At 64.2% G+C, this 20,228-nt stretch carries 17 protein-coding genes; 9 read left to right on the plus strand and 8 right to left on the minus strand.

All coding sequences use genetic code 11. The features are described 5' to 3' along the window. Positions 1–54: 54 nt before the first annotated feature. Together N8H22_RS11965 and N8H22_RS11970 are read right to left on the minus strand one after the other, a co-directional pair. Positions 55–444, minus strand: a complete 390-nt coding sequence (locus N8H22_RS11965; RefSeq protein WP_264590736.1) for a PaaI family thioesterase — start codon at positions 442–444, stop codon at positions 55–57. A gap of 2 nt (positions 445–446) precedes the next feature. Next, complete coding sequence (locus tag N8H22_RS11970) at positions 447–2,765, minus strand: Tex family protein (RefSeq protein WP_264590737.1); 2,319 nt, start codon at positions 2,763–2,765, stop codon at positions 447–449. A gap of 237 nt (positions 2,766–3,002) precedes the next feature. Here N8H22_RS11970 and ompR point away from each other — a divergent pair, with 237 nt between their 5' ends. Further along, positions 3,003–3,737: a two-component system response regulator OmpR gene (ompR, locus tag N8H22_RS11975; protein WP_264590738.1), complete on the plus strand. Its 735-nt coding sequence runs from the start codon at positions 3,003–3,005 to the stop codon at positions 3,735–3,737. Positions 3,738–3,813: 76 nt separating this feature from the next. Further along, complete coding sequence (locus N8H22_RS11980; protein ID WP_264590739.1) at positions 3,814–5,145, plus strand: ATP-binding protein; 1,332 nt, start codon at positions 3,814–3,816, stop codon at positions 5,143–5,145. Positions 5,146–5,182: 37 nt separating this feature from the next. Here the strand turns inward: N8H22_RS11980 and rimK are convergent, their stop codons facing one another. Together rimK and N8H22_RS11990 are read right to left on the minus strand one after the other, a co-directional pair. Further along, a complete protein-coding gene (gene rimK / locus N8H22_RS11985) occupies positions 5,183–6,088 on the minus strand; it encodes a 30S ribosomal protein S6--L-glutamate ligase (RefSeq protein ID WP_264590740.1) in 906 nt (301 codons plus the stop codon). Then, positions 6,085–6,552, minus strand: coding sequence for an ATP-dependent zinc protease (locus N8H22_RS11990; protein ID WP_264590741.1), 468 nt, complete (start codon positions 6,550–6,552; stop codon positions 6,085–6,087). Before N8H22_RS11990 ends, rimK begins: the two co-directional genes overlap by 4 nt. Before the next feature lie 101 nt (positions 6,553–6,653). Here N8H22_RS11990 and N8H22_RS11995 point away from each other — a divergent pair, with 101 nt between their 5' ends. The 4 genes from N8H22_RS11995 (at position 6,654) to N8H22_RS12010 (ending at position 10,512) form a co-directional block, all read left to right on the plus strand. Then, entirely contained in the window at positions 6,654–7,049 is a 396-nt protein-coding gene (locus N8H22_RS11995; RefSeq protein WP_264590742.1) for a S4 domain-containing protein, read from the plus strand. Between the two features lie 93 nt (positions 7,050–7,142). Next, a complete protein-coding gene (gene hslO, locus N8H22_RS12000) occupies positions 7,143–8,030 on the plus strand; it encodes an Hsp33 family molecular chaperone HslO (protein ID WP_264590743.1) in 888 nt (295 codons plus the stop codon). 157 nt (positions 8,031–8,187) lie between these two features. Further along, positions 8,188–9,732 carry a phosphoenolpyruvate carboxykinase gene (locus N8H22_RS12005; protein WP_264590744.1) on the plus strand — a complete coding sequence of 515 codons (1,545 nt, stop codon included), beginning with the start codon at positions 8,188–8,190 and terminating at the stop codon, positions 9,730–9,732. Between the two features lie 177 nt (positions 9,733–9,909). After that, entirely contained in the window at positions 9,910–10,512 is a 603-nt protein-coding gene (locus N8H22_RS12010) for a nitroreductase family protein (protein WP_264590745.1), read from the plus strand. Between the two features lie 59 nt (positions 10,513–10,571). On the opposite strand, the gene N8H22_RS12015 is transcribed toward N8H22_RS12010, so the two are convergent. After that, complete coding sequence (locus tag N8H22_RS12015) at positions 10,572–12,593, minus strand: FIST N-terminal domain-containing protein (protein WP_264590746.1); 2,022 nt, start codon at positions 12,591–12,593, stop codon at positions 10,572–10,574. 200 nt (positions 12,594–12,793) lie between these two features. Continuing rightward, positions 12,794–12,976 carry a hypothetical protein gene (locus N8H22_RS12020; protein ID WP_264590747.1) on the minus strand — a complete coding sequence of 61 codons (183 nt, stop codon included), beginning with the start codon at positions 12,974–12,976 and terminating at the stop codon, positions 12,794–12,796. Positions 12,977–13,201: 225 nt separating this feature from the next. Between N8H22_RS12020 and N8H22_RS12025 the strand changes: the two genes are divergently transcribed. The 3 genes from N8H22_RS12025 to N8H22_RS12035 all read left to right on the plus strand — a co-directional run bounded on the left by N8H22_RS12025 (position 13,202) and on the right by N8H22_RS12035 (position 16,589). Further along, complete coding sequence (locus N8H22_RS12025) at positions 13,202–14,122, plus strand: aldo/keto reductase (protein ID WP_264590748.1); 921 nt, start codon at positions 13,202–13,204, stop codon at positions 14,120–14,122. Between the two features lie 4 nt (positions 14,123–14,126). After that, positions 14,127–15,434 carry an MFS transporter gene (locus tag N8H22_RS12030; RefSeq protein WP_264590749.1) on the plus strand — a complete coding sequence of 436 codons (1,308 nt, stop codon included), beginning with the start codon at positions 14,127–14,129 and terminating at the stop codon, positions 15,432–15,434. Between the two features lie 294 nt (positions 15,435–15,728). Then, complete coding sequence (locus N8H22_RS12035; RefSeq protein WP_264590750.1) at positions 15,729–16,589, plus strand: dienelactone hydrolase family protein; 861 nt, start codon at positions 15,729–15,731, stop codon at positions 16,587–16,589. A 14-nt stretch (positions 16,590–16,603) separates the two neighbouring features. Here the strand turns inward: N8H22_RS12035 and N8H22_RS12040 are convergent, their stop codons facing one another. Together N8H22_RS12040 and N8H22_RS12045 are read right to left on the minus strand one after the other, a co-directional pair. Beyond that, entirely contained in the window at positions 16,604–18,796 is a 2,193-nt protein-coding gene (locus N8H22_RS12040) for an urea transporter (protein WP_264590751.1), read from the minus strand. Further along, entirely contained in the window at positions 18,796–20,226 is a 1,431-nt protein-coding gene (locus N8H22_RS12045; protein WP_264590752.1) for a hypothetical protein, read from the minus strand. The genes N8H22_RS12040 and N8H22_RS12045 overlap by 1 nt, the downstream gene beginning before the upstream one ends. Positions 20,227–20,228: the final 2 nt, after the last annotated feature.

Raw genomic sequence — 20,228 nt, forward strand, 5'->3', positions numbered from 1 at the left:
GAAACGCCGCTTCACAAGAGGCGGCGCCGCTTCGAGCCGATTCACGGCCGGCGGCTACAGGCAGGCGAACGTCGCCTGGGCCTTGGCGATCAGTTTGTCGCCCTGATGCACCTCGGCTTCGAGCACCTGGGTGCGTCGACCGCCATGCACCACCCAGGCGCGACAGCGCAGCTCGCCATCGCTCACCGGGCGGATGTAGTTGACCTTGCATTCGAGCGTGACGCTGTTCGGCGAGCCGTCGCCGAGGCTGTGGCTGGCCTGGCCCATGGCGGTGTCGATCAGCGAGAACAATGCGCCGCCGTGCAGCTTGCCGTGCAGGTTGCGCAAACCATCGTGCATGGTCAGGCCGAGCACGGCCTCGCCATGGCCGACCTGGTGAATCTCCAGGCCGAGCAGGCGGCCGAAGGCGCTGGAACTGCCCACCGCCTCGACTTGCTTGCTCATGCCTATTTCCTCAGTTGCTTGGCATTGGCGAACAGCGCGGCCATGGCCGCATTGGCCGGTGCCGGCTTGTCTTCCTTGGCATGGCGCTCGCTGCGCGGCGCGTTGCCGCGTGGCTTGCCAGCGCCGCCACGCGGCCCGTCGGTCTTGGCACCGGGTGTGTCGCTCATGCGCATGGACAGGCCGACGCGGTTGCGCGGGATGTCCACCTCCATGACCTTGACCTTGACGATGTCGCCGGCCTTGACCACCTCGTAGGGGTCCTTGACGAACTTCTCCGACAGCGCGCTGATGTGCACCAGGCCGTCCTGGTGCACGCCGATGTCGACGAAGGCGCCGAAGTTGGTGACGTTGGTCACCACGCCTTCGAGCACCATGCCCGGCTCCAGATCGCTGAGCTTCTCGACGCCGTCCTGGAATTCGGCGGTCTTGAACTCGGGGCGCGGGTCGCGACCCGGCTTGTCCAGTTCACTGAGGATGTCGGTGACGGTGGGCAGGCCGAAGGTCTCGTCGGTGAACTGCTTGGGGTCCAGGCGCTTGAGGAAGGCCGAGTCGCCGATCAGCGAGCGGATGTCGCGACCGGTATCGGCGGCGATGCGCTTGACCAGCGGGTAGGTTTCCGGGTGCACGGCGGAGGCGTCCAGCGGATTGTCGCCGTTCATTACGCGGAGGAAGCCGGCGGCCTGTTCGAAGGTCTTGTCGCCCAGGCGTGGCACCTTCTTCAGCTCGCTGCGGGACTTGAACGCGCCATTGGCATCGCGGAACTGCACGATGTTCTGCGCCAGCGTCGCGTTGAGGCCGGAGATGCGCGCCAGCAGCGCGGCGGAGGCGGTATTCACATCGACGCCGACGGCGTTCACGCAGTCCTCGACCACCGCATCCAGCGAGCGCGCCAGCTTGAGCTGCGAGACGTCGTGCTGGTACTGGCCGACGCCGATGGATTTCGGATCGATCTTCACCAGCTCGGCCAGCGGGTCCTGCAGGCGGCGGGCGATGGAGACGGCGCCGCGCAGGGACACGTCCAGATCGGGGAATTCCTTGGCGGCCAGTTCCGAGGCCGAGTACACCGAGGCGCCGGCTTCGCTGACCATGATCTTGGTGAGCTTGAGGCCCGGCACCTTCTTGATCAGCTCGCCGGCCAGCTTGTCCGACTCGCGGCTGGCGGTGCCGTTGCCGATGGCGATCAGATCGACGGCGTGCTTGGCACAGAGCTTGGCGAGGATCGCCAGGGTGCCGTCCCAGTCGTTGCGCGGCGCGTGCGGGTAGACGGTGGCGGTCTCCAGCAGCTTGCCGGTGGCGTCCACCACCGCGACCTTGCAGCCGGTACGCAGGCCCGGGTCCAGCGCCAGGGTCGCGCGCGGGCCGGCCGGTGCGGCCAGCAGCAGGTCATGCAGGTTGCGGGCGAATACGGAGATGGCTTCGTCTTCGGCCTTGTCACGCAGCTCGCCGAGCAGGTCGGTTTCCAGATGGGTGTACAGCTTGACCTTCCAGGTCCAGCGCACCACTTCACCGAGCCACTTGTCGGCGGCGCGCCCGCGGTTGGCGATGCCGAAGCGCTCGCCGATCATCGTTTCGCCCGGGTGCATGCTGCCCGGCGTCTCGTCACCGACCTTGAGGCTGACGCTGAGGATGCCCTCGTTGCGCCCGCGGAAGATCGCCAGCGCCCGGTGCGACGGCGTGTTCTTCAGCACTTCGTCATGCTCGAAATAGTCGCTGAACTTGGCGCCTTCGGTTTCCTTGCCCGGCACCACGCGCGCACTGAGGGTGGCGTTGTGCTTGAGGAACTCACGCAGCTTGGCCAGCAGGTCGGCGTCCTCGGCGAAGCGCTCCATGAGGATGTACTTGGCGCCTTCGAGCACGGCTTTCACATCGGCGAAGCCCTTCTCGGCGTTGATGAAGCGCTCGGCTTCCTGCTCGGGGACGAGCTCCGGGTTGCCGAACAGCGCATCGGCCAGCTCACCGAGACCAGCTTCGAGAGCGATCTGGCCCTTGGTGCGGCGCTTCTGCTTATAAGGCAGGTAAAGGTCTTCAAGGCGGGTTTTGGTGTCGGCGAGGTCGATCTCGCGCTTGAGTTCGGGGGTCAGCTTGCCCTGTTCCTCGATGCTGGCGAGGATCGAGACGCGCCGCTCGTCCAGCTCGCGCAGGTAGCGCAGGCGCTCTTCCAGGTTACGCAGCTGGGTATCGTCGAGGCTGCCGGTGACTTCCTTGCGGTAACGGGCGATGAAGGGAACGGTGGAGCCTTCGTCGAGCAGCGCCACGGCGGCGGCGACCTGTTGCGGGCGCACGCCCAGCTCGTTGGCGATACGGGAATTGATGCTGTCCATGAACCTACCTGGGTCAGTCGAACCATTGCAGGCCGGGCCTGCGCGAAAGCCGGCGATTATAGGGGAAGTGCGACGACTGGCCTCAAGCGAATCGGCCGGATGGCGCTCGCACAGGTGCAGACGACATGCGCCGCCGGCGGAAGGCCAGCTTCGGCGGGAAAAATCTGCTAACAATGGCTGTCAGTAGCGCCGATCCACACTGCGCCATAATGCGCCGTCGATAATCCGGGAGTTCCCATGAGCAGCACAGCGCCCGCCAGCGAAGGCGAAAAAATCCTCATCGTCGATGACGATGCCCGTCTGCGGCGTCTGCTCGAGCGCTTTCTCGACGAGCAGGGCTATCGCGTGCGCACCGTGGAGAACACCGAACAGATGGACCGGCTGCTCAGCCGAGAGCTGTTTCATCTGGTGGTGCTCGATCTGATGATGCCCGGCGAGGATGGTCTGTCAGCCTGCCAGCGGTTGCGCGAGGGCAACAACCAGATCCCGATCATCATGCTCACCGCCAAGGGCGACGAGGCCAGCCGCATCCAGGGGCTGGAGCAGGGCGCCGATGATTACCTGGCCAAGCCGTTCAACCCCCGTGAGCTGCTGGCGCGCATTCGCGCGGTGCTGCGCCGGCAGGCACCACAGGTGCCCGGTGCGCCGGGCAGCGAGGACGAGATCGTCACCTTCGGCGACTACCAGCTGTCGCTGGCGACCCGTGAGCTGACCAAGGGCGATCAGGTGCACATGCTGACCACCGGCGAGTTCGCCGTGCTCAAGGCGCTGGTGCAGCACGCCCGCGAGCCACTGACCCGTGACAAGCTGATGAACCTCGCTCGCGGGCGCGAATGGGACGCCCTGGAGCGCTCCATCGACGTGCAGATCTCGCGCCTGCGCCGGCTGATCGAGCCCGACCCGTCCAAGCCGCGTTACATCCAGACGGTATGGGGCGTGGGCTACGTGTTCGTGCCGGACGGTAACAAGTAGTCGTGAGGCCGCGCAGCTGGCGGCCTTGTTTCGTTCGCGCGGCGCGAGCCGCGTTCCCACGCAGTCCTGGCCCGTCATGAAAACCCCGCTGTGGTTCCCGCAAAGCTTCTTCGCCCGCACGCTGTGGATGGTGCTGGTGGTCGTGCTGTTCTCCAAGGTGCTGACGCTGTTCTACCTGATGGCGAACGAGGATGTACTGGTGGATCGCCAGTACAGCCACGGTGCGGCGCTGACCCTGCGTGCCTACTGGGCGGCGCGCGATGACGACCGCGAGCGGATCGGCCGCGCGGCCGGCCTGCAGACGGTGCCGGAGCTGGAAGTGCCGCGCGGCGAATACCACTGGCCCTACACCGATATCTTCCAGCGCCAGATGCGCGCCGAACTCGGACCGCAGACCGAAGTTCGCGTGCGCATCCAGCCGTCCACCGCGATCTGGGTGCTGGCGCCCAGCCTCGGCCGCGACTGGGTGAGGGTGCCGCTGTACGCCTATCCGCTGCGCGGCCAGCGCATCTGGAGCGTGCTTGGCTGGTTCCTCGGCATCGGCCTGCTGTCGACGGCCGCGGCGTGGATCTTCGTCAACCAGCTCAACCTGCCGCTCAAGCGGCTGGTCTACGCCGCGCGGCAGATCGGCAAGGGGCGCAGCGTGCGCTTGCCGATCGGCGATACGCCGAGCGAGATGACCGAGGTCTATCGTGCCTTCAACCAAATGGCCGAGGACGTCGAGCAGGCCGGTCGCGAACGCGAGCTGATGCTCGCCGGGGTGTCGCATGACCTGCGCACGCCACTAACGCGCCTGCGCCTGTCGCTGGAGCTGATGGCCGGCGACGACGAACTCACCGAGGACATGATCCGCGACGTTGAGGACATGGATGCGATCCTCGATCAGTTCCTCGCCTTCGTCCGCGACGGCAGCGACGAACCGGTGGAGAACCTCGATCTGGCCGAGCTGATCCGCGAGGTGGTGGCGCCGTACAACCAGCACGAGGAGTCGGTGCGCCTGTGCGTCGAGCCGATGCCCAAGCTGGCGCTGCGGCGGGTGTCGATCAAGCGCCTGCTGGTCAACCTGATCGAGAATGCGCGGCGCTATGGCGGCGACGGCGTGGAAGTCGCCGCGTCCGTTTCCGGCGACAGCAACGCGCCCTACGTGGTGCTCAGTGTGCTCGATCGTGGACCGGGCATCGCTCCGAGCGAGCTGGAAGGCATCTTCAATCCGTTCATTCGCGGCGACCGTGCGCGTGGCGGCAAGGGTGCCGGTCTAGGCTTGGCGATCGTCAAGCGCATTGCCTCGCAGCACGGCGGCGTCGTCGAGCTGCGCAATCGCGAGGGCGGTGGCCTGGAGGCGCGGGTCAGCCTGCCGCTGGGGTTGCTACTACCGCGCGATGCGGTGCAGGGCAAGCCGGCCGGCTGAAGCGTCCGGCGCCTGCATTTGGCGCGCGGCGCGGGGCTCAGCCCTTGCCCTTGGTCCGCGTCAGGTGCGGGCCGCCGTTCTTCTCCAGGTATTCGATGATCAGTCCGGCGACGTCCTTGCCGGTGGTTTCCTCGATGCCGGCCAGGCCCGGTGAGGAGTTGACCTCCATCACCAGTGGACCGTGGTTGGAGCGCAGGATGTCGACGCCGGCCACGTTCAGGCCCATCACCTTGGCCGCGCGGATGGCGGTCATGCGCTCTTCCGGGGTGATCTTGATCAGGCTGGCGGTGCCGCCGCGATGCAGGTTGGAGCGGAACTCGCCGGGTTTGGCCTGGCGCTTCATCGAGGCGATCACCTTGTCGCCGACGACGAAGCAGCGGATGTCGGCGCCGCCGGCTTCCTTGATGTACTCCTGCACCATGATGTCCTGTTTGAGGCCCATGAACGCCTCGATCACCGACTCGGCGGCCTTTTCCGTCTCACAGAGCACCACGCCGATGCCCTGGGTGCCTTCCAGCACCTTGATCACCAGCGGGGCGCCATTGACCATCTGGATCAGGTCGGGAATATCGTCGGGCGAGTGGGCGAAGCCGGTCACCGGCAGGCCGACGCCGCGTCGCGACAGCAGCTGCAGTGCGCGTAGTTTGTCGCGCGAACGGGCGATCGCCACCGACTCGTTGAGCGGAAACACGCCCTGCATCTCGAACTGGCGCAGCACGGCGCAGCCGTAGAAAGTTACCGAGGCGCCGATGCGCGGGATCACCGCGTCGAACCCCTCCAGCGGCTTGCCGCGGTAATGAATCTGCGGCTTGTGGCTGGCAATGTTCATGTAGGCCCGCAGGGTGTCGATCACCACCACCTCATGGCCCCGCTGCTGGCCGGCTTCGACCAGGCGGCGAGTTGAATACAGGCGCGGATTGCGCGACAGCACGGCGATTTTCATTGGGCACCGGGGGAAGTGAGGATCTGGGGTTTGTCTTGGATGTAGGAGCTTGATGGATCGATCAGCCATTGCCCGTCGATAAGCGCCTTGGAGCCGAGCAGCAGACGGTAGCGCATGGTCTTACGGCAGGTCAGGGTGAACTCCACTGGCCAGACGTGGCTACCGAGCGCGAGCAGGGTACGCACCACGTAGCGTGTTTGCACCTGGCCGTTGGAACTCTTGATGGTCTTGTGCGCCACCAGCGGTGCTTCGCAGCGGTGCCGGCGCTGTACCAGGGTGCCCAGATGCGCGGTGAAGCGAACCCAGGGCTGGCCGTCACGCTCGAATTCGCTAATCTCGGTGGCGTGCAGCGCCGAGGTGCTGGCGCCGGTGTCGATCTTCGCGCGCAGGCCGACCACGCCCAGATCTGGCAGGGCGACCCATTCACGCAGCCCGATGACGGTATGGGGATCAAGGCTCTTCAAGGGGGGTATCCGGAGAGTGTGCGGCCATTCTAGACGGGGTGCATGACAACTGCATCCGTCTGCTCCAGGCTATGACCACGAGCCGGTGAACAGGTTGAGCGATGACTGTAAAAGACGATGACAAGGTGCGCCTGGACAAGTGGCTGTGGGCTGCGCGCTTCTTCAAGACCCGTGCGCTGGCCAAGGAGGCCATCGAGGGCGGCAAGGTGCATTGCCGTGGCGAGCGCTGCAAGCCGGGAAAGGAACCCAAGGTGGGCGATGAACTGGTGATCCGCGTCGGCTTCGATGAGCGCACGGTGGTGATTCGTGAGTTGTCCGCGGTACGCCGGGGCGCGCCGCAGGCCCAGCTGCTTTACGAAGAAACCGCGCAGAGCCTGGCGCGACGCGAGGAGGCCGCAGCGCAGCGCAAGGCCGGGGCGCTCGGCGTACAGACCGACGGCCGGCCGAGCAAGAAGCAGCGTCGGCAGATCCAGCTACTGCGTGATTTCAAGGGCTGACCGCCGGTTCCGCTGCGCCGGCGGTTCTTGGTGCAGGCGCGCTTTGCGCCTAGAATCGATCCCCTTTCCGCGTCCTGTACCTGCGAGCCCGGCATGTCCGATCAAACCCAGCGTTTCATTTTCGATGACTCCGATGTGCGTGGTGAAACCGCCACGCTCGCCGAAAGCTACCAGCACGTGCTGGCCAAGCACGCCTATCCGCAACCGGTGGCGCAGTTGCTCGGCGAACTGCTGGCGGCGGCGGCGCTGCTGGTCGGCACGCTGAAGTTCGACGGCCTGCTGTCGTTGCAGGCGCGCTCCGAAGGGCCGGTGCCGCTGCTGATGGTGGAATGCTCCAGTGATCGCGAGGTGCGCGGTATCGCCCGCTATCACGCCGAGCAGATCGAAGCGGGCGCGACGCTGCACGAGCTGATGCCCGACGGCATGCTGGCGATCACCGTCGACCCGACCAGGGGCCAGCGCTACCAGGGCATCGTCGGCCTGGACGGAGTCGATCTGGCTGCGTGCCTGTCCGAGTACTTCGTCGCGTCCGAGCAACTGCCGACCCGCTTCTGGCTGGCCGCCGACAGTCGCCGCGCCTGCGGTCTGCTGCTGCAGCAGCTGCCGGCCGATCGCATCCACGATCCGGAAGAGCGTGAAGCCAGCTGGCAGCACCTGCGCACGCTGGCCGATACCCTTACCGCCGAGGAACTGCTCGGCCTGGACACCGAGACCGTGCTGCATCGGCTCTATCACGAGGAACAGTTGCGCCTGTTCGAGGCGCAACCGATCCGCTTCCGCTGCAGCTGCTCGCGCGAGCGCTCGGCCAATGCGCTGGTCAGCCTCGGCCAGCACGATGCCGAACAGTTGCTCCAGGAACAGGGCGGTACGGTCACCGTGGATTGCCAGTTCTGCAACGAACGCTATGCCTTCGATGCCGCCGATATCGCCCAGCTGTTCGCCGGCGGTGGCGTTCAGGAGGCTTCGGACACGCGTCACTGATAGCGTTGTGCTGCGATGAACCTTTTGGCCATCACAGGCTCATACCCTGCGCGTCGCGTTTTCTGGCATAATCGCGCGCACTTTTTTTCGATGTAGTTCGCCGTTTGGCGCACTACAACAGCATGGAGGAATCGGCCCAGGGCCGACGGGGACACTCATGACGCAAGCGACCAACGCCGTGTACACCGACATCAGCATCGCGCAATTGATTGAAGAAGCCGTCAAGCGCGGTGAGGGTGAGCTGGCTGCCAATGGCTCTCTGGTGGTTAAGACCGGGCACCGCACAGGTCGTTCTCCGGCTGACCGCTTCATCGTCGAGGAGCCAAGCACTCAGCACCACATTGCCTGGGGTCCGATCAACCGCCCGTTCCCGGCCGGCAAGTTCGAGGCGCTGTGGAACCGCGTCGAAGCCTACCTTGGTGAGCGCGACTGCTTCGTTTCTCACGTGCATGTCGGTGCCGACCCCGAGCACTACCTGCCGGTCAAGATGAGCACCGAAACCGCCTGGCACAACCTGTTCGGCCGCTGCCTGTTCATCGAGCCGGAAACCTTCAATCCGGCTGGCAAGAGCGAGTGGCGCATTCTCAACGCGCCGTTCTTCGTCTGCGAGCCGGAGCGTGACGGCACCAACTCCGATGGTTGCGTGATCCTCAACTTCGCCGAGAAGAAGGTGCTGATCGCCGGCATGCAGTACGCCGGCGAGATGAAGAAGGCCATGTTCTCCGTGCAGAACTACCTGCTGCCGGACGTCGACGTGCTGCCAATGCACTGCGCTGCCAACATCGGCGAGGATGGCGATACCACCCTGTTCTTCGGTCTGTCCGGCACCGGCAAGACCACCCTGTCGGCGGACGAGTCGCGTTACCTGATCGGTGACGACGAGCACGGCTGGGGCGTGGGTCGCGTGTTCAACATCGAGGGCGGTTGCTACGCCAAGTGCATCGACCTGTCCGAGAAGAACGAGCCGGTGATCTGGAAGGCCATCAAGTTCGGCGCCGTGCTGGAGAACGTGGTGCTCAACGAGCAGACCCGCCTGCCCGACTACGCCGATGCCAGCCTGACGCAGAACAGCCGCGCCGCCTATCCGCTGGAGCACGTCGAGAAGCGTTCCGAGAAGAATCTCGGCGGTGAGCCGAAAGCGGTGATCTTCCTGACTTGCGACCTGACCGGCGTGCTGCCGCCAGTGTCGATCCTCAACAACGAGCAGGCGGCCTACCACTTCCTGTCCGGTTACACCGCGCTGGTCGGCTCCACCGAAATGGGTTCGGGCAGCGGCATCAAGTCGACCTTCTCCACCTGCTTCGGCGCGCCGTTCTTCCCGCGTCCGGCCGGCGAGTACGCCGAGCTGCTGATCAAGCGCATCAACGCGTTCGGCTCCAAGGTTTACCTGGTCAACACCGGCTGGACCGGTGGTGGCTACGGCGTCGGCAAGCGCTTCAACATCCCGACCACTCGCGCGGTGATCGCGGCGATCCAGAGCGGCGCGCTGGTCGGTGCCGAAACCGAGCACCTGCCGATCATCAATCTGGATGTGCCGAAGGCCGTCGCTGGCGTTGAAACCCAGCTGCTCAACCCGCGCAACACCTGGACGGATTCGAGCGCTTACGATCTGGCTGCGAAGGAACTGGCGACCAAGTTCATCGAGAACTTCAAGAAGTTCGACGTCTCCGACGCCATCAAGAACGCTGGCCCGCAGCTCTAAGCTGGTACCGTGTTAATGAAAAAGCCGCCTTCGGGCGGCTTTTTCGTGGGCGTCTTCTGGGCTTATCGGCTGGTGAATTATCGAGAAGGTCGATTCTTATCATCAGAAAGGTCCTGTGGTTTCGATCAATTGTGGCCTTTAGCATGGCGGCTTACGTTGGTTCAGGAGCCGTCTCCCATGAATATCGAACAAGCCATTGTCAGCCGCCGCGCGGTCAAAGCCTATGATCCGGACTTCCAGCTCAGTCGCGAGGAGAAGGATGAGTTGCTGCGTCTGGCGCTGCTCGCACCGTCGGCCTTCAACCTGCAGCATGTGCGTCTGGTCGAGGTAAGCGATCCCACGCTACGGGCGAGGATCCGCGAGGTCGGTTGGAATCAGGCCCAGATGACCGATGCCTCGATGCTGGTGGTGGTTTGCGCCAAGCTCGACCGCTGGGAAACGGATGTCCGTCGCGTCTGGGAAGGTGCGCCGGAGCAGGTGCAGGACTATATGGCCGGTGCCATCGACAACTATTACCGCGACAAGCCGCAGGTGCAGCGCGACGAGACCATGCGCAGCTGCGGCCTGCTGGCGCAGACGCTGATGCTGGCCGCGCGCGGCAAGGGCCTGGAGTCCTGCCCGATGGATGGCTTCGACTTCGAGGCGGTAGCGCGGCTGATCAATTTGCCGGCCAACCATGTGATCGGCCTGATGGTCGCGGTGGGCAAGGGCACCGCTGAGCCTAAGCCGCGTGTCGGCAAGTTGCCGTTCGACGAGCAGGTGATCCGCGACCGCTTCTGAGCGGGCGGAAGTAAAAAGGGCGTGCCTCGGCACGCCCTTTTTCGTTGCCGCCGCGAAACTCAGAGGGCCGTCAGGCCGAGCAGGTGGTCGGCGACGCCTTTGGTCTGCCGCGATGTGTCGGCGGTGAGGCCGCTGGTACTTTGCAGCGCCTCGAGCACGCCGGTCAGCGCGCCGACGTCCGCTGACTGGCTCTCGATGTGCTGCGCGACGGCGCGGATCTCGTCGGCCAGCCGGTCGATGTCGCTGCCGATCTCCTCGGCATTATGCCGGGTGATCTCGGCCAGCTTGCGCACCTCGTCGGCGACCACGGCAAAGCCACGGCCCATCTCGCCGGCGCGGGCGGCCTCGATGGCCGCGTTCAGTGCCAGCAGGTTGGTTTGCCCAGCGATCTGCTGGATGGTCTGCACCACTGACTGGATGCGCTGGCTGGACTGCGCCAGATCGCGCGCGCTACCGACTACCTCATCCGCCTGGCTGACCATTTGCCGGACCGAACCGCCAGCCTGATCGATCACCAGACCCTGCTGATCGATGTTCAGCGCCAGCTCGTCCATCGAGCGGTGCAGGTCGGTGGCGCATTGACGGAGCTGATCGGCCATGTGCTGACGCTGCTGGTCGGCGTCCAACAGCACGGCGCCAAGGTCGGCCAGGCCGCTGAACACCGGACGGATGTGCTCGTCGAGGCCGCCGACGTCCAGACTGCTCTGATAATCCTGGCGCTTGAACTGCTCGATCTGCTTGACCACCACCTGGCTCAGGCCGGCGAGTTTCTTGATCTGGCGACGCAGGAAGAACGCCTTGAACTCGCCGTGGTAGGCGATGAAGTTGTCGGTGTATTCATCGTGAAACGCGGCGCTGCCATGGGTACGGAAGAAGAACACCGCGGTCAGCGTCTGGTTGAGGTTCAGGCCAAGGATCTCGCCAAAGGTGGAGTAGCCGACTACTGGCGTGCCTGCGAATACCTCGTGCATGCCGTTCAGTGCCTGGGCGTTGTTCAGTCGGCGCAGGATGCAGTCGTTGAGGATGCCTACCAGCGGCCGGCCCGGCTTGTTGCGCATGAAGCGCTGGAAGTCACGTCGGGTGGCTTCGACCAGCGGCGTGCGTTTGACCATCACCAGCTCCTCGCCGGGCGCGACGTCGCAGAACAGGTGTACGCGCTCGTTGGCGAAGTCGATCCGCGCGATCGAGCGCACGAACACCTCCTCGCCCACGCGGATGGCGAAGGAGTAGTCCGCCAGCCGCGCCTCCAGTTCGCTCGACGAACAGTGCAGCGCCTCGCAAAGAGCGGCGACCATGGAGCGGATGTTGCCGCGGGCGTCCACCACCTGGCTGATGTAGCGATCTTCCAGCGAGGCGCTGAGTACGCTCAGGCTGAGTGCGGTCGGTTCGAAGTTCTGGCTTTTGAACACACCGAAACGCACGTCGCGGGCGCATTTGAGGAAGACGATCAGGGCGTGGTTCTGATAGGCGCGCTTGCCGTCGTGCAGCTGCGTCTTGCGAAAGTCCAGGGTGCCACCCGCCGAACCGCCGACGAACAGGCAGGGAAACCGGCCAGACTCGTACAGCGCTTCCATGAAGAACGACTCTGAGGCCGAAAGGCCGTCGAAAAAGATGTTCGCCAGGGTGTCGCGGTAGTCGATCGGCATCGTTACCTGCAGGCGCCGCAACGATTCGGTGAGGCGGGCGATGCGTTGCGCCATGCTCAGGCGGGCACCCTGGCCGCGGATGTCCTCGCATTCCAGCGGTACATGGACGATCTCTGCCGCGGCAATCACGCTGGCGTCGAACAGCTGCAGCGCGACGCGATCCCAGCTATCGCCAGTGCTGCAGTACAGGTGGGCGTTCTGGCTGGACAGCTCGCCAGCGGTGCTGCACAGACTGATGGTCGCCAGGGGGAAGCGCTGCGTCAGTTGTCGTGCGATGGCATCGAGGTCGACATGTGGCGAGACGAAACCGGCGACGTAGGTCGGCCGGAAGCGCAGTGCCGCGAGTTGCTGGGGAAGCTGTGCGGCGCTGCAGAGCAGGCTGTGCACGCCTTCGGCCTGACCGGCTTTTGACTTGGTTCGAAGAAAGGGAATCATGGCGGCTTCGCTCGTAAGACTGCAGGAATCCAGCGCCGCTGCAGTGCCAATGTCGCCAGGCGGGTGCCGGGGCAGGGCAACGCAAGTCGCGCGGCTTCAGGGTGACGTTACGAGCATGTGCGGGTGGGTGGCTATGCAACCATGGCGCCGCTACGGAAGTAGCAAGTGCCGACGCCTTTGGTAGGGTGCGGCGGCTTGGCTCAGGCGCCCCAGAGCAGCTTGCCGAGTCCGGTGTGCTCTGGCAGCAGGTAGAGGCTGAGGGCGAAGACCAGAATCAGCGCGAGCACGTAGGCCAGCGATACCAGCGTGCTCGAGCGTGTGTGTCGAGCGGGCGAATCAAGCGGAGTGGCGGATGAGGCTGGCTCTTGGCGATGGCGGTCCATGGTGGCCTTGCGAGATTGGCGCGGCGGCAGTGAAGCCGCGTCGAGGCGCGCAAGGTTAAACGCGAGACAGGCAAAGTGCCAGTACTGGCGTTGATCGTGGCGCCGTTGAACGCCTCGCGAGGAACGGCCAGTCGACGGGCGTACCAGCGATCGTGTGCAGGTCGTCCATACTCAGCTTCCGGCCCGGCCGCTGGTGCCGGTCCTACGTTGCTCGGGAGGCTGCCCATGTTCACCCGTCGCCAGATGCTGCAAGGTTCCGTGTCCGTTGCGGCGCTGGCTGCGACAGCGCCGCTTTCGTCGATGCTGTCGCTGGCGGCCGAGGGTCTGCACAGGCGGTCGATTCCCGCTAGCGGCGAGCTGCTGCCGGTGATCGGGCTCGGTACCTCGCGCACCTTCGACGTCGATCCGCGTGGTGCCGCGATGGGCGATCTGCTCGAGGTACTGCGGCTGTTCATGCATGGCGGCGGCAGGTTGATCGACACTGCACCCAGCTATGGCAATGCCGAGCGGGTCACCGGCGAGTTACAACGGCGCGCTCACGCCGTAGGCAAGCTGTTCCTTGCCACCAAGGTGTCTGCCACCGGCCAGGCCGCCGGCGAGCGGCAGATCGCGGCCAGCTTTCAGGCCCTGAGAAGCAAGACCCTCGACCTGATCCAGGTGCACAACCTGCAAGACACCGCGACCCAGTTGCAGGTGCTGCGCACGCTGAAGGATCAGGGGCGGGTGCGCTACATCGGCATCACCCATTACCTCGAGTCGGCGCATGACGAGTTGCTGGCGGTACTGCGCAAGGAGAAGGATCTCGACTTCGTGCAGTTCAATTACTCGGTGGGCGAGCGCAATGCCGAGCGGCGTCTGCTGCCTTATTGCGCCGACAACGGTATTGCCACGCTGATCAATCGACCTTTCCTGCGGGGTCAGGCTTTCGCCAGGGTGCGGAACCAACCGCTGCCGGAGTGGGCTGCGGAAATTGATGCCACATCCTGGGCGCAGCTGTTGCTCAAGTTCATCCTCGCCGAACCGGCGGTGACGGCGGTGATCCCGGCGACCTCGACGCCGCGTTACATGGCCGACAACCTGCGCGCCGGTGTTGGCCGCCTGCCGGATACGCAACAGCGCGAGCGGATTGCCCGGGCGTTCGGCTGAGCGGATGCCAGCGGCGCTGCGGCGTGCGCGCCTGGCGCGGATGATCGGCGCCGGTCCGGGCGAACTGCCGGCGGCGCTGGTTGGATTCAGTCTGTTTCTCTGCCTGTTCGGCGGTTACTTCATGCTGCGGCCGATCCGCGAGTCGATGGGCATCCAGAGTGGGGTGGAGAACCTGCAATGGCTGTTCAGCGCGACTTTCGTGGTCATGCTGCTGGCGGTGCCGCTGTTTGCCTGGCTCAACTCATGCGTTCCGCGGATGCATTACATCGACTGGGTGTACGGGTTCTTCTGCGCCAATCTGCTGCTGTTCGCCGCGCTGTTTGTGGCGACTCCGCAGTCGATCTGGCTGGCGCGGGTGTTCTACGTATGGATCTCGGTCTACAACCTGTTCGTTGTCTCGGTGGCTTGGAGTCTGATGGCGGACGTCTTCGATGCGCCGCAGGCCAGGCGCCTGTTCGCCTTCATCGCCGCTGGAGCCAGTGTCGGCGGCCTGTCCGGTCCCGCGCTGAGCGCCTGGCTGGTAATGCCGCTGGGCCGTGGCGGGCTGATGCTGCTGGCCGCCCTCCTGCTGGGCGTGGCGGTGGCACTCAAGTATTACCTGATGGCGTGGCGCGCCACCGGTGGCGCCGGGCGACCCGGTGCCGGACCTGCGGAGAACCCACGGCACGCGGTACCTGGCAACCCCTTCAGTGGTATGACGCGGGTGCTCGCCTCGCGCTATCTGCTGGGCATCAGCGCCTTCGTCGTACTGCTGGCAACCGCCAGCACCTTCCTTTACTTCGAACAGGCACGTCTGGTGGCTGCATTGTTTCCTGATCATGCCGAGCAGGTGCGAGTGTTCGCGGCTATCGATTTCGTCGTACAGGCTGGGGCGTTGTTGATACAGCTCTTCATTGCCGGCCGTATCGCCCGGCGTTGGGGTGTTCGCGTGCTGCTGGTGGCGGTACCGGCGCTGGTTTTCCTAGGGTTCGTCGGTTTGGCACTGGCGCCGAGTTTTGCCCTGCTGGCAGCAGTGATGATCGTGCGCCGCATCGGCGAGTACGCCTTCATCCGCCCTGGTCGGGAAATGCTCTTCGCTGCGCTGGATGCCGAGAGCAAATACAAGGCGAAGAACTTCATCGATACGGTCGTTTACCGAGGTGGCGACGCCCTCAGCGGTTGGCTCAAGGCGCTGCTCGACCTGCTCGGGCAAGGTGCTGCCTGGGTCGCGCTGGTCGGCGCTGCCTGTGCCCTGCTGTGGGGTTGGCTTGGCTGGTCGCTAGGCCGTACCGCCGATGAACGCTCGGCGCCTAAGGTACGCCACGCCGACTGAGTGGGCGCTGCGGATTGGCTGCAATGCATTTCTGTCTTTTGAGAGCCGGATAGTTTTGTGCTCTGCGTCGCTGTGGCACTTCAAGTAATGCGGTTATCTGCCGATTTATAAATGACGATAAACAACTGCGCGTTGCTGTCTTTTTATGCTTTGCGCTGTATTATCGCTTTTCAATATAAATTAATCGCCCAATAGCATAATGAGATATTAAGAAGTTTGTTTAAGTTTTTATCTTAACTATTTGATTTATATATTTAGTACATTGGAGTGAACACTATGGTTGGAAAACGGCTCGTGCTGCGCTCTGTTTTGTTCGTCACCCTGACGGCGGTCACTCTCCTCTCTCACGCGCATACCACCATCCGGCTAAAGGCCTCCGAGCCGCATACCGCGCGCTCGCTGATGCTTGAGGCGGAACTGTTCCGACCCGATGGCGAGGGACCCTTTCCGGCCATCGTGCTGATGCATGGTTGTGGTGGCTGGCAACCGGCGGTGCGTTATGGTTTGCACGCCCACGCCAGCTTCCTCCGAGAGCAGGGCTTTGTCGTACTCAATCTTGATAGCTTCGGTCCGCGTAATTTCACTGGCGGTAAGTTGTGTTCAAATAATCCAGCGCTATATAAGGCGATTTCTTATCGCACCAGTGATGCATTCGATGCGATGCGTTATCTGTCGCAACAGAGTTTCGTTGCGGCCGATAATATTTTTCTGATGGGACAAAGTAATGGCGGCGCCGTGGCGATTCGCGCCGCCAAGCAATCCTCGCCGGCAACCTATGGCCAGAGTGATCAGGCGTTTCGCGGCGTGGTTGCCTTCTATCCGTGGTGTGGCGAGCTGGGGCGTTCGCGTGTATCGCTCAGCGCCCCTTTGCTGATCCTGGCTGGAGGTCGTGATAACTGGGTGCCGGCGCGGGAATGCCAGGGTGTGCAGGGCAAGGGCGCGACGCTTGAGGTCAAGGTTTATCCGAACGCGGCCCACTCGTTTGACCTGGATCTGCCCCCGCAAAGCTTCCAAGGCAAGCTGATAGGGGGGGATACCATGGCCACCACCGACAGCCGCAGCCGGATGCTGCAGTTCCTGGTCCGGAACCTGACCCGGGAGCAGCAGCTCGCCTACGCCGAGCGCAGTGGCCGCAACGTGCTGGCCAGCAACTGAGCTGGCGCTCTGGTTCAATGATCGAAGGGCAGGCCGGGTTCGAAGGACAGTAGTGAGTAAGTGATGCTGCCGTGCGGGAAGTCGGCCTGCAGATAGACCGGCCCGCAGAGGCGGTCGAATCGGCAATGCAGCCGTGATGGCAGCCCGGGCAGCGGCGTTTCGATTTCGCTGATGACGGTCAATCCCCGGCCGTCGTTGTCCGCTTGTGTCGTGCAATGGCAACGCACGCGAACGAACGGTGCGGACAGGTAGGGCGCCACGAATGAGGCCAGCCCTGCGCTAAGCCGAGACGAGAGGAGTGGAACCAGGTCGTCCCATTTCATGCCTGGTGTCGCCGCATAGGGTACTGAAGGAACCGCGAGCGCCAGTAGCCACAGCAGTGGCGAGCAGTCTTTCTGCAGCTCATTGACGCGCCAGGCATCGGCGGCGATCTCGACGATCAGCGCGCCACTGCGCTCACCATGCAGGATGTGCTGTCCGCTCGGGTCGAGGCGAATGCTGACGCGTTCGGTGTCGCCCTGGCGGCGCAGGATGCGCTTCGGCACGACGCCGTCGGTTTCGATGTTCCAGGTGGCAACGCCCGGGGCGGCACTGGCCAGTAGTGTCTGCACTGTCGGGTTGTTCAGCGCAGGGGACACCAGCGCTCCTTGCGACGGCATCGCCGCCGAATGCCAGTGGAGAAACGGCTGGTTCGCCTCCTGTGCGCAGAGGAAGTTGGCTAGGCGGAACGGCTGTGTCGGGGCAGACAGCTCGGGAGCTGACTGGCATTGCAGGTGCAGATGTGGAGTGGGTGAGCGGCCGGAGTTGCCGATCCGGCCGACAAACGCGCCGACCTCCACGCGCATGCCCGGACTGACCACAATCGAGCCCTGCTGCAAGTGCGCCAGCAAGGCCCAGCCGCCTTGGTCGAGGCGGATCATCACATAATTGCCCCAGTTCTCCGCATAGTTGCAAACGCCCACCGGGTTGTCGCTGACGCCGTCATGGATCCGCTCGATGAATCCTCCCGCCGGCGCCATCACCATGCCGTCATAGAATCCGGGCTCCGCGACCGGGATGAGCTGGAAGTCCAGCGCATGTCGCCAGGGGCCGACGTGACTCAGCTGGCCGTCCTCGCCTTGGGCGATGCGCGATTTACCGCAGAGCGGCACGATGAGGAACGGTCCGCTGTCGCCGGAGCGGCGAGACCAGTAGTTGAGGCGCTGCCAGGCGGCCTCGGGAGGCAGGTCCACCGTACGGTTGCGGCGCACGATGCGATTTTCGGTGACTTCCTGCGCGCAGATCGCGACCCAGATGGTCAACGCGGAAACCAGCGGCAGATAGCCGATGGCCGTGTACGGGGACAGATGCTGAAAGCCCGCCGCCAGCAGCGCAGCTGCGGCACCGCCGACTGCCGCCAGCGGGAGGCTGAATCGGCTGGGAACAAAGAACACGGCACCCAGTGCTGCGCCTGCCAGGAAGAAGTTATATGCCGTGGGCATCCAGTAGAAGAGTACGCCCTGATCGTTCAGGTAGACGGCGGTGAGAATGCCGGCGATCCAGCCGATGGTGCCCGCCAGGAATACCAGGCGTGACCAGAGCAGGATGGCCAGGGTGATGATCATTCCGATACCCAGGGTCGGTGAGAACAGCAGTGCGCCGAGGGTGCGGAAGTAGGTAATGAGCCATTCGTACGGGGTGCTCGGCACCGGCCACCACTGCATCGATCCGATCGCCGAGAGCGTCCAGTGCGGAAAGATGGCGAACAGGAAGACCGAAATCATGCAGTAGCTGACCACCAGCGGCGGAAGGTTCGCCCTGAGCAGTGGCCGCAGCATGGCCGCGGCGAGCACCGTGACTGCAATGACGGCACTGGCTACCACGATGATCTGAGATTCCACCGGGATGCCGGAGAACTCCGTCAGCCAGGCAGCGGCAATGGCTGAAAGCAGTGCATTGGCCTTCAGGTTGCCTTCTGCCGGAGAGTTGTCGCTGATCTGGAACAGCCGCAGGATGCCCTCGGCCAGGACCGTGCCGAACAAGGCAAAGGCGGCAAACCGAAGGTTCTGAAAGAGCCCGAGCCAGAGCAGTGCGCCGATCCACGGATGGGGGATCATGAACGCGCCACCCAGCGCCGGCCCGAGGATGGACACCAGCGGCGTGGTGAATCGATGGGCAGTACGCAGGGAGCTACTCGACGTAGCGCCCTCCGGATACGGCTTGTCCATCATTTTTCCGCCAGACGTGAGGGCAGCCGCTCCAGCCGTTGTACCTCGTCCAGGGTTTCTGCCGCGCGAATCAGCTCCGGCTTTCCGCTCTCGTCGATCAGCACGACAGCCGGGCGGTAGGCGATGAACTGCATCGACTGGCTGATGTTGTAGGCTCCCACCGGATGCACGCTGAGTACGTCGCCGACCGCCAGGGGCGGCAGGTCGACATGTTCGCGGATCACGTCGATGGCCATGCACAGTGAGCCGTAGACTCGCGACGGCACCGGCGGCTCGGCGACCATGCGCGACGGTCGGACGTCGAAGCGGTACCACGCGGAGGTGTAGAGCAGGTTGATACCGGCGTCGGCGATGTAGTTGACCTTGGAGTCCGCCCCGCTGATCAGCTGCTCCTTGTAGTCGCGCGCGGACAGGCTTTCACCCTCGGCACGCGGCCGGTTGATCCCCTTCACCGCCACCACGGTGGTGAGCAGATAACCGGCCTCGTCGACGATATGGCGGCCGGACTCCAGGCGCAGCAGCGGCCGTTTCTTTTCCGGCAGCTTGTTGAGCACCTCGGTGATGGCGTCGGCGTAGGCCTCGATCGGCGGCACAACCTGCTCGGCGGGGCCGGTCATGCTGTGCAGCAGGCTGTTGGAGGGAAAGCCGCCGCCGAGGTCGAGGCATTCAATCAGATGGTCGTGCTTGCTGTGAATGACGTCGCGCAACGCCAGCAGCTTCTGTGTGGCAGTGCGATAGGCATCAGGCGCGAGGATGTAGGTGCCAATGTGAGTGTGCAGCGTATGCAGACGCAGCTTGGGATTCTTCACGATGCGGTCGGCCGCGCGCTCGGCTTCGCCGTTGGCCAGGGCAAAGCCGAACTTCGACCAGACTGGCCGGATGCCCGCGTCGAGCCAGATCCGGATGCCGACGTCCAGTGGCTGGCGGCGGTCCTTGACCAGCTCCTCCACCAGATTGAGCTCGTCCCAGTTGTCGATGTGCAGCAGCGCCCCTTCGTCGATTGCCCGTTGCAGAATGTGCCGCGGTTTGTACGGGCCGTTGAAGACGATTTCAGGGCCGGCGAAGCCTAGATGACGTGCTTTTTCGTATTCGAAATCGGATACCACTTCGGCGATCCAGCCTTCCTGGCGCAGGATCTGGCAGACGCTTTGCAGATTGTTGGTCTTGAAAGACCAGGCGAAGCTGGTTTTCGGGTAGCGGCGTTTGAAGGCTTCGCGCGCATGTCGGGCCTTGTTGCGCAGCGCATGTTCGGAGAATACGAACAGCGGCGAGCCGAACTCCCCGACGAGCGCCGGAATGGGGTTGCCGTCGATCTCGAATAGCGCCGGGACGTGCATGCCGCGCGCGTAGTAGTTGCGCTCGACCGCAGCGTTCGGGCTGTTGCTGCCAAGTTCACCGCTGATCATCGGTTGGCTGTAATCCTGGGTCACTT

The organism is Stutzerimonas sp. S1 (assembly GCF_025966695.1).
GTDB lineage: Bacteria > Pseudomonadota > Gammaproteobacteria > Pseudomonadales > Pseudomonadaceae > Stutzerimonas.

Excerpts from the sequence above, each read along its gene's own strand:
- N8H22_RS12025 (WP_264590748.1), top strand. The coding sequence starts at position 13,202 with ATGTTCACCCGTCGCCAGATGCTGCAAGGTTCCGTGTCCGTTGCGGCG.
- hslO (WP_264590743.1), top strand. The coding sequence starts at position 7,143 with ATGTCCGATCAAACCCAGCGTTTCATTTTCGATGACTCCGATGTGCGT.
- N8H22_RS12040 (WP_264590751.1), bottom strand. The coding sequence starts at position 18,796 with ATGGACAAGCCGTATCCGGAGGGCGCTACGTCGAGTAGCTCCCTGCGT.
- N8H22_RS12015 (WP_264590746.1), bottom strand. The coding sequence starts at position 12,593 with ATGATTCCCTTTCTTCGAACCAAGTCAAAAGCCGGTCAGGCCGAAGGC.
- ompR (WP_264590738.1), top strand. The coding sequence starts at position 3,003 with ATGAGCAGCACAGCGCCCGCCAGCGAAGGCGAAAAAATCCTCATCGTC.
- N8H22_RS11965 (WP_264590736.1), bottom strand. The coding sequence starts at position 444 with ATGAGCAAGCAAGTCGAGGCGGTGGGCAGTTCCAGCGCCTTCGGCCGC.
- N8H22_RS11970 (WP_264590737.1), bottom strand. The coding sequence starts at position 2,765 with ATGGACAGCATCAATTCCCGTATCGCCAACGAGCTGGGCGTGCGCCCG.
- N8H22_RS12030 (WP_264590749.1), top strand. The coding sequence starts at position 14,127 with ATGCCAGCGGCGCTGCGGCGTGCGCGCCTGGCGCGGATGATCGGCGCC.
- N8H22_RS12005 (WP_264590744.1), top strand. The coding sequence starts at position 8,188 with ATGACGCAAGCGACCAACGCCGTGTACACCGACATCAGCATCGCGCAA.
- N8H22_RS11995 (WP_264590742.1), top strand. The coding sequence starts at position 6,654 with ATGACTGTAAAAGACGATGACAAGGTGCGCCTGGACAAGTGGCTGTGG.
- rimK (WP_264590740.1), bottom strand. The coding sequence starts at position 6,088 with ATGAAAATCGCCGTGCTGTCGCGCAATCCGCGCCTGTATTCAACTCGC.
- N8H22_RS12010 (WP_264590745.1), top strand. The coding sequence starts at position 9,910 with ATGAATATCGAACAAGCCATTGTCAGCCGCCGCGCGGTCAAAGCCTAT.
- N8H22_RS12020 (WP_264590747.1), bottom strand. The coding sequence starts at position 12,976 with ATGGACCGCCATCGCCAAGAGCCAGCCTCATCCGCCACTCCGCTTGAT.
- N8H22_RS11980 (WP_264590739.1), top strand. The coding sequence starts at position 3,814 with ATGAAAACCCCGCTGTGGTTCCCGCAAAGCTTCTTCGCCCGCACGCTG.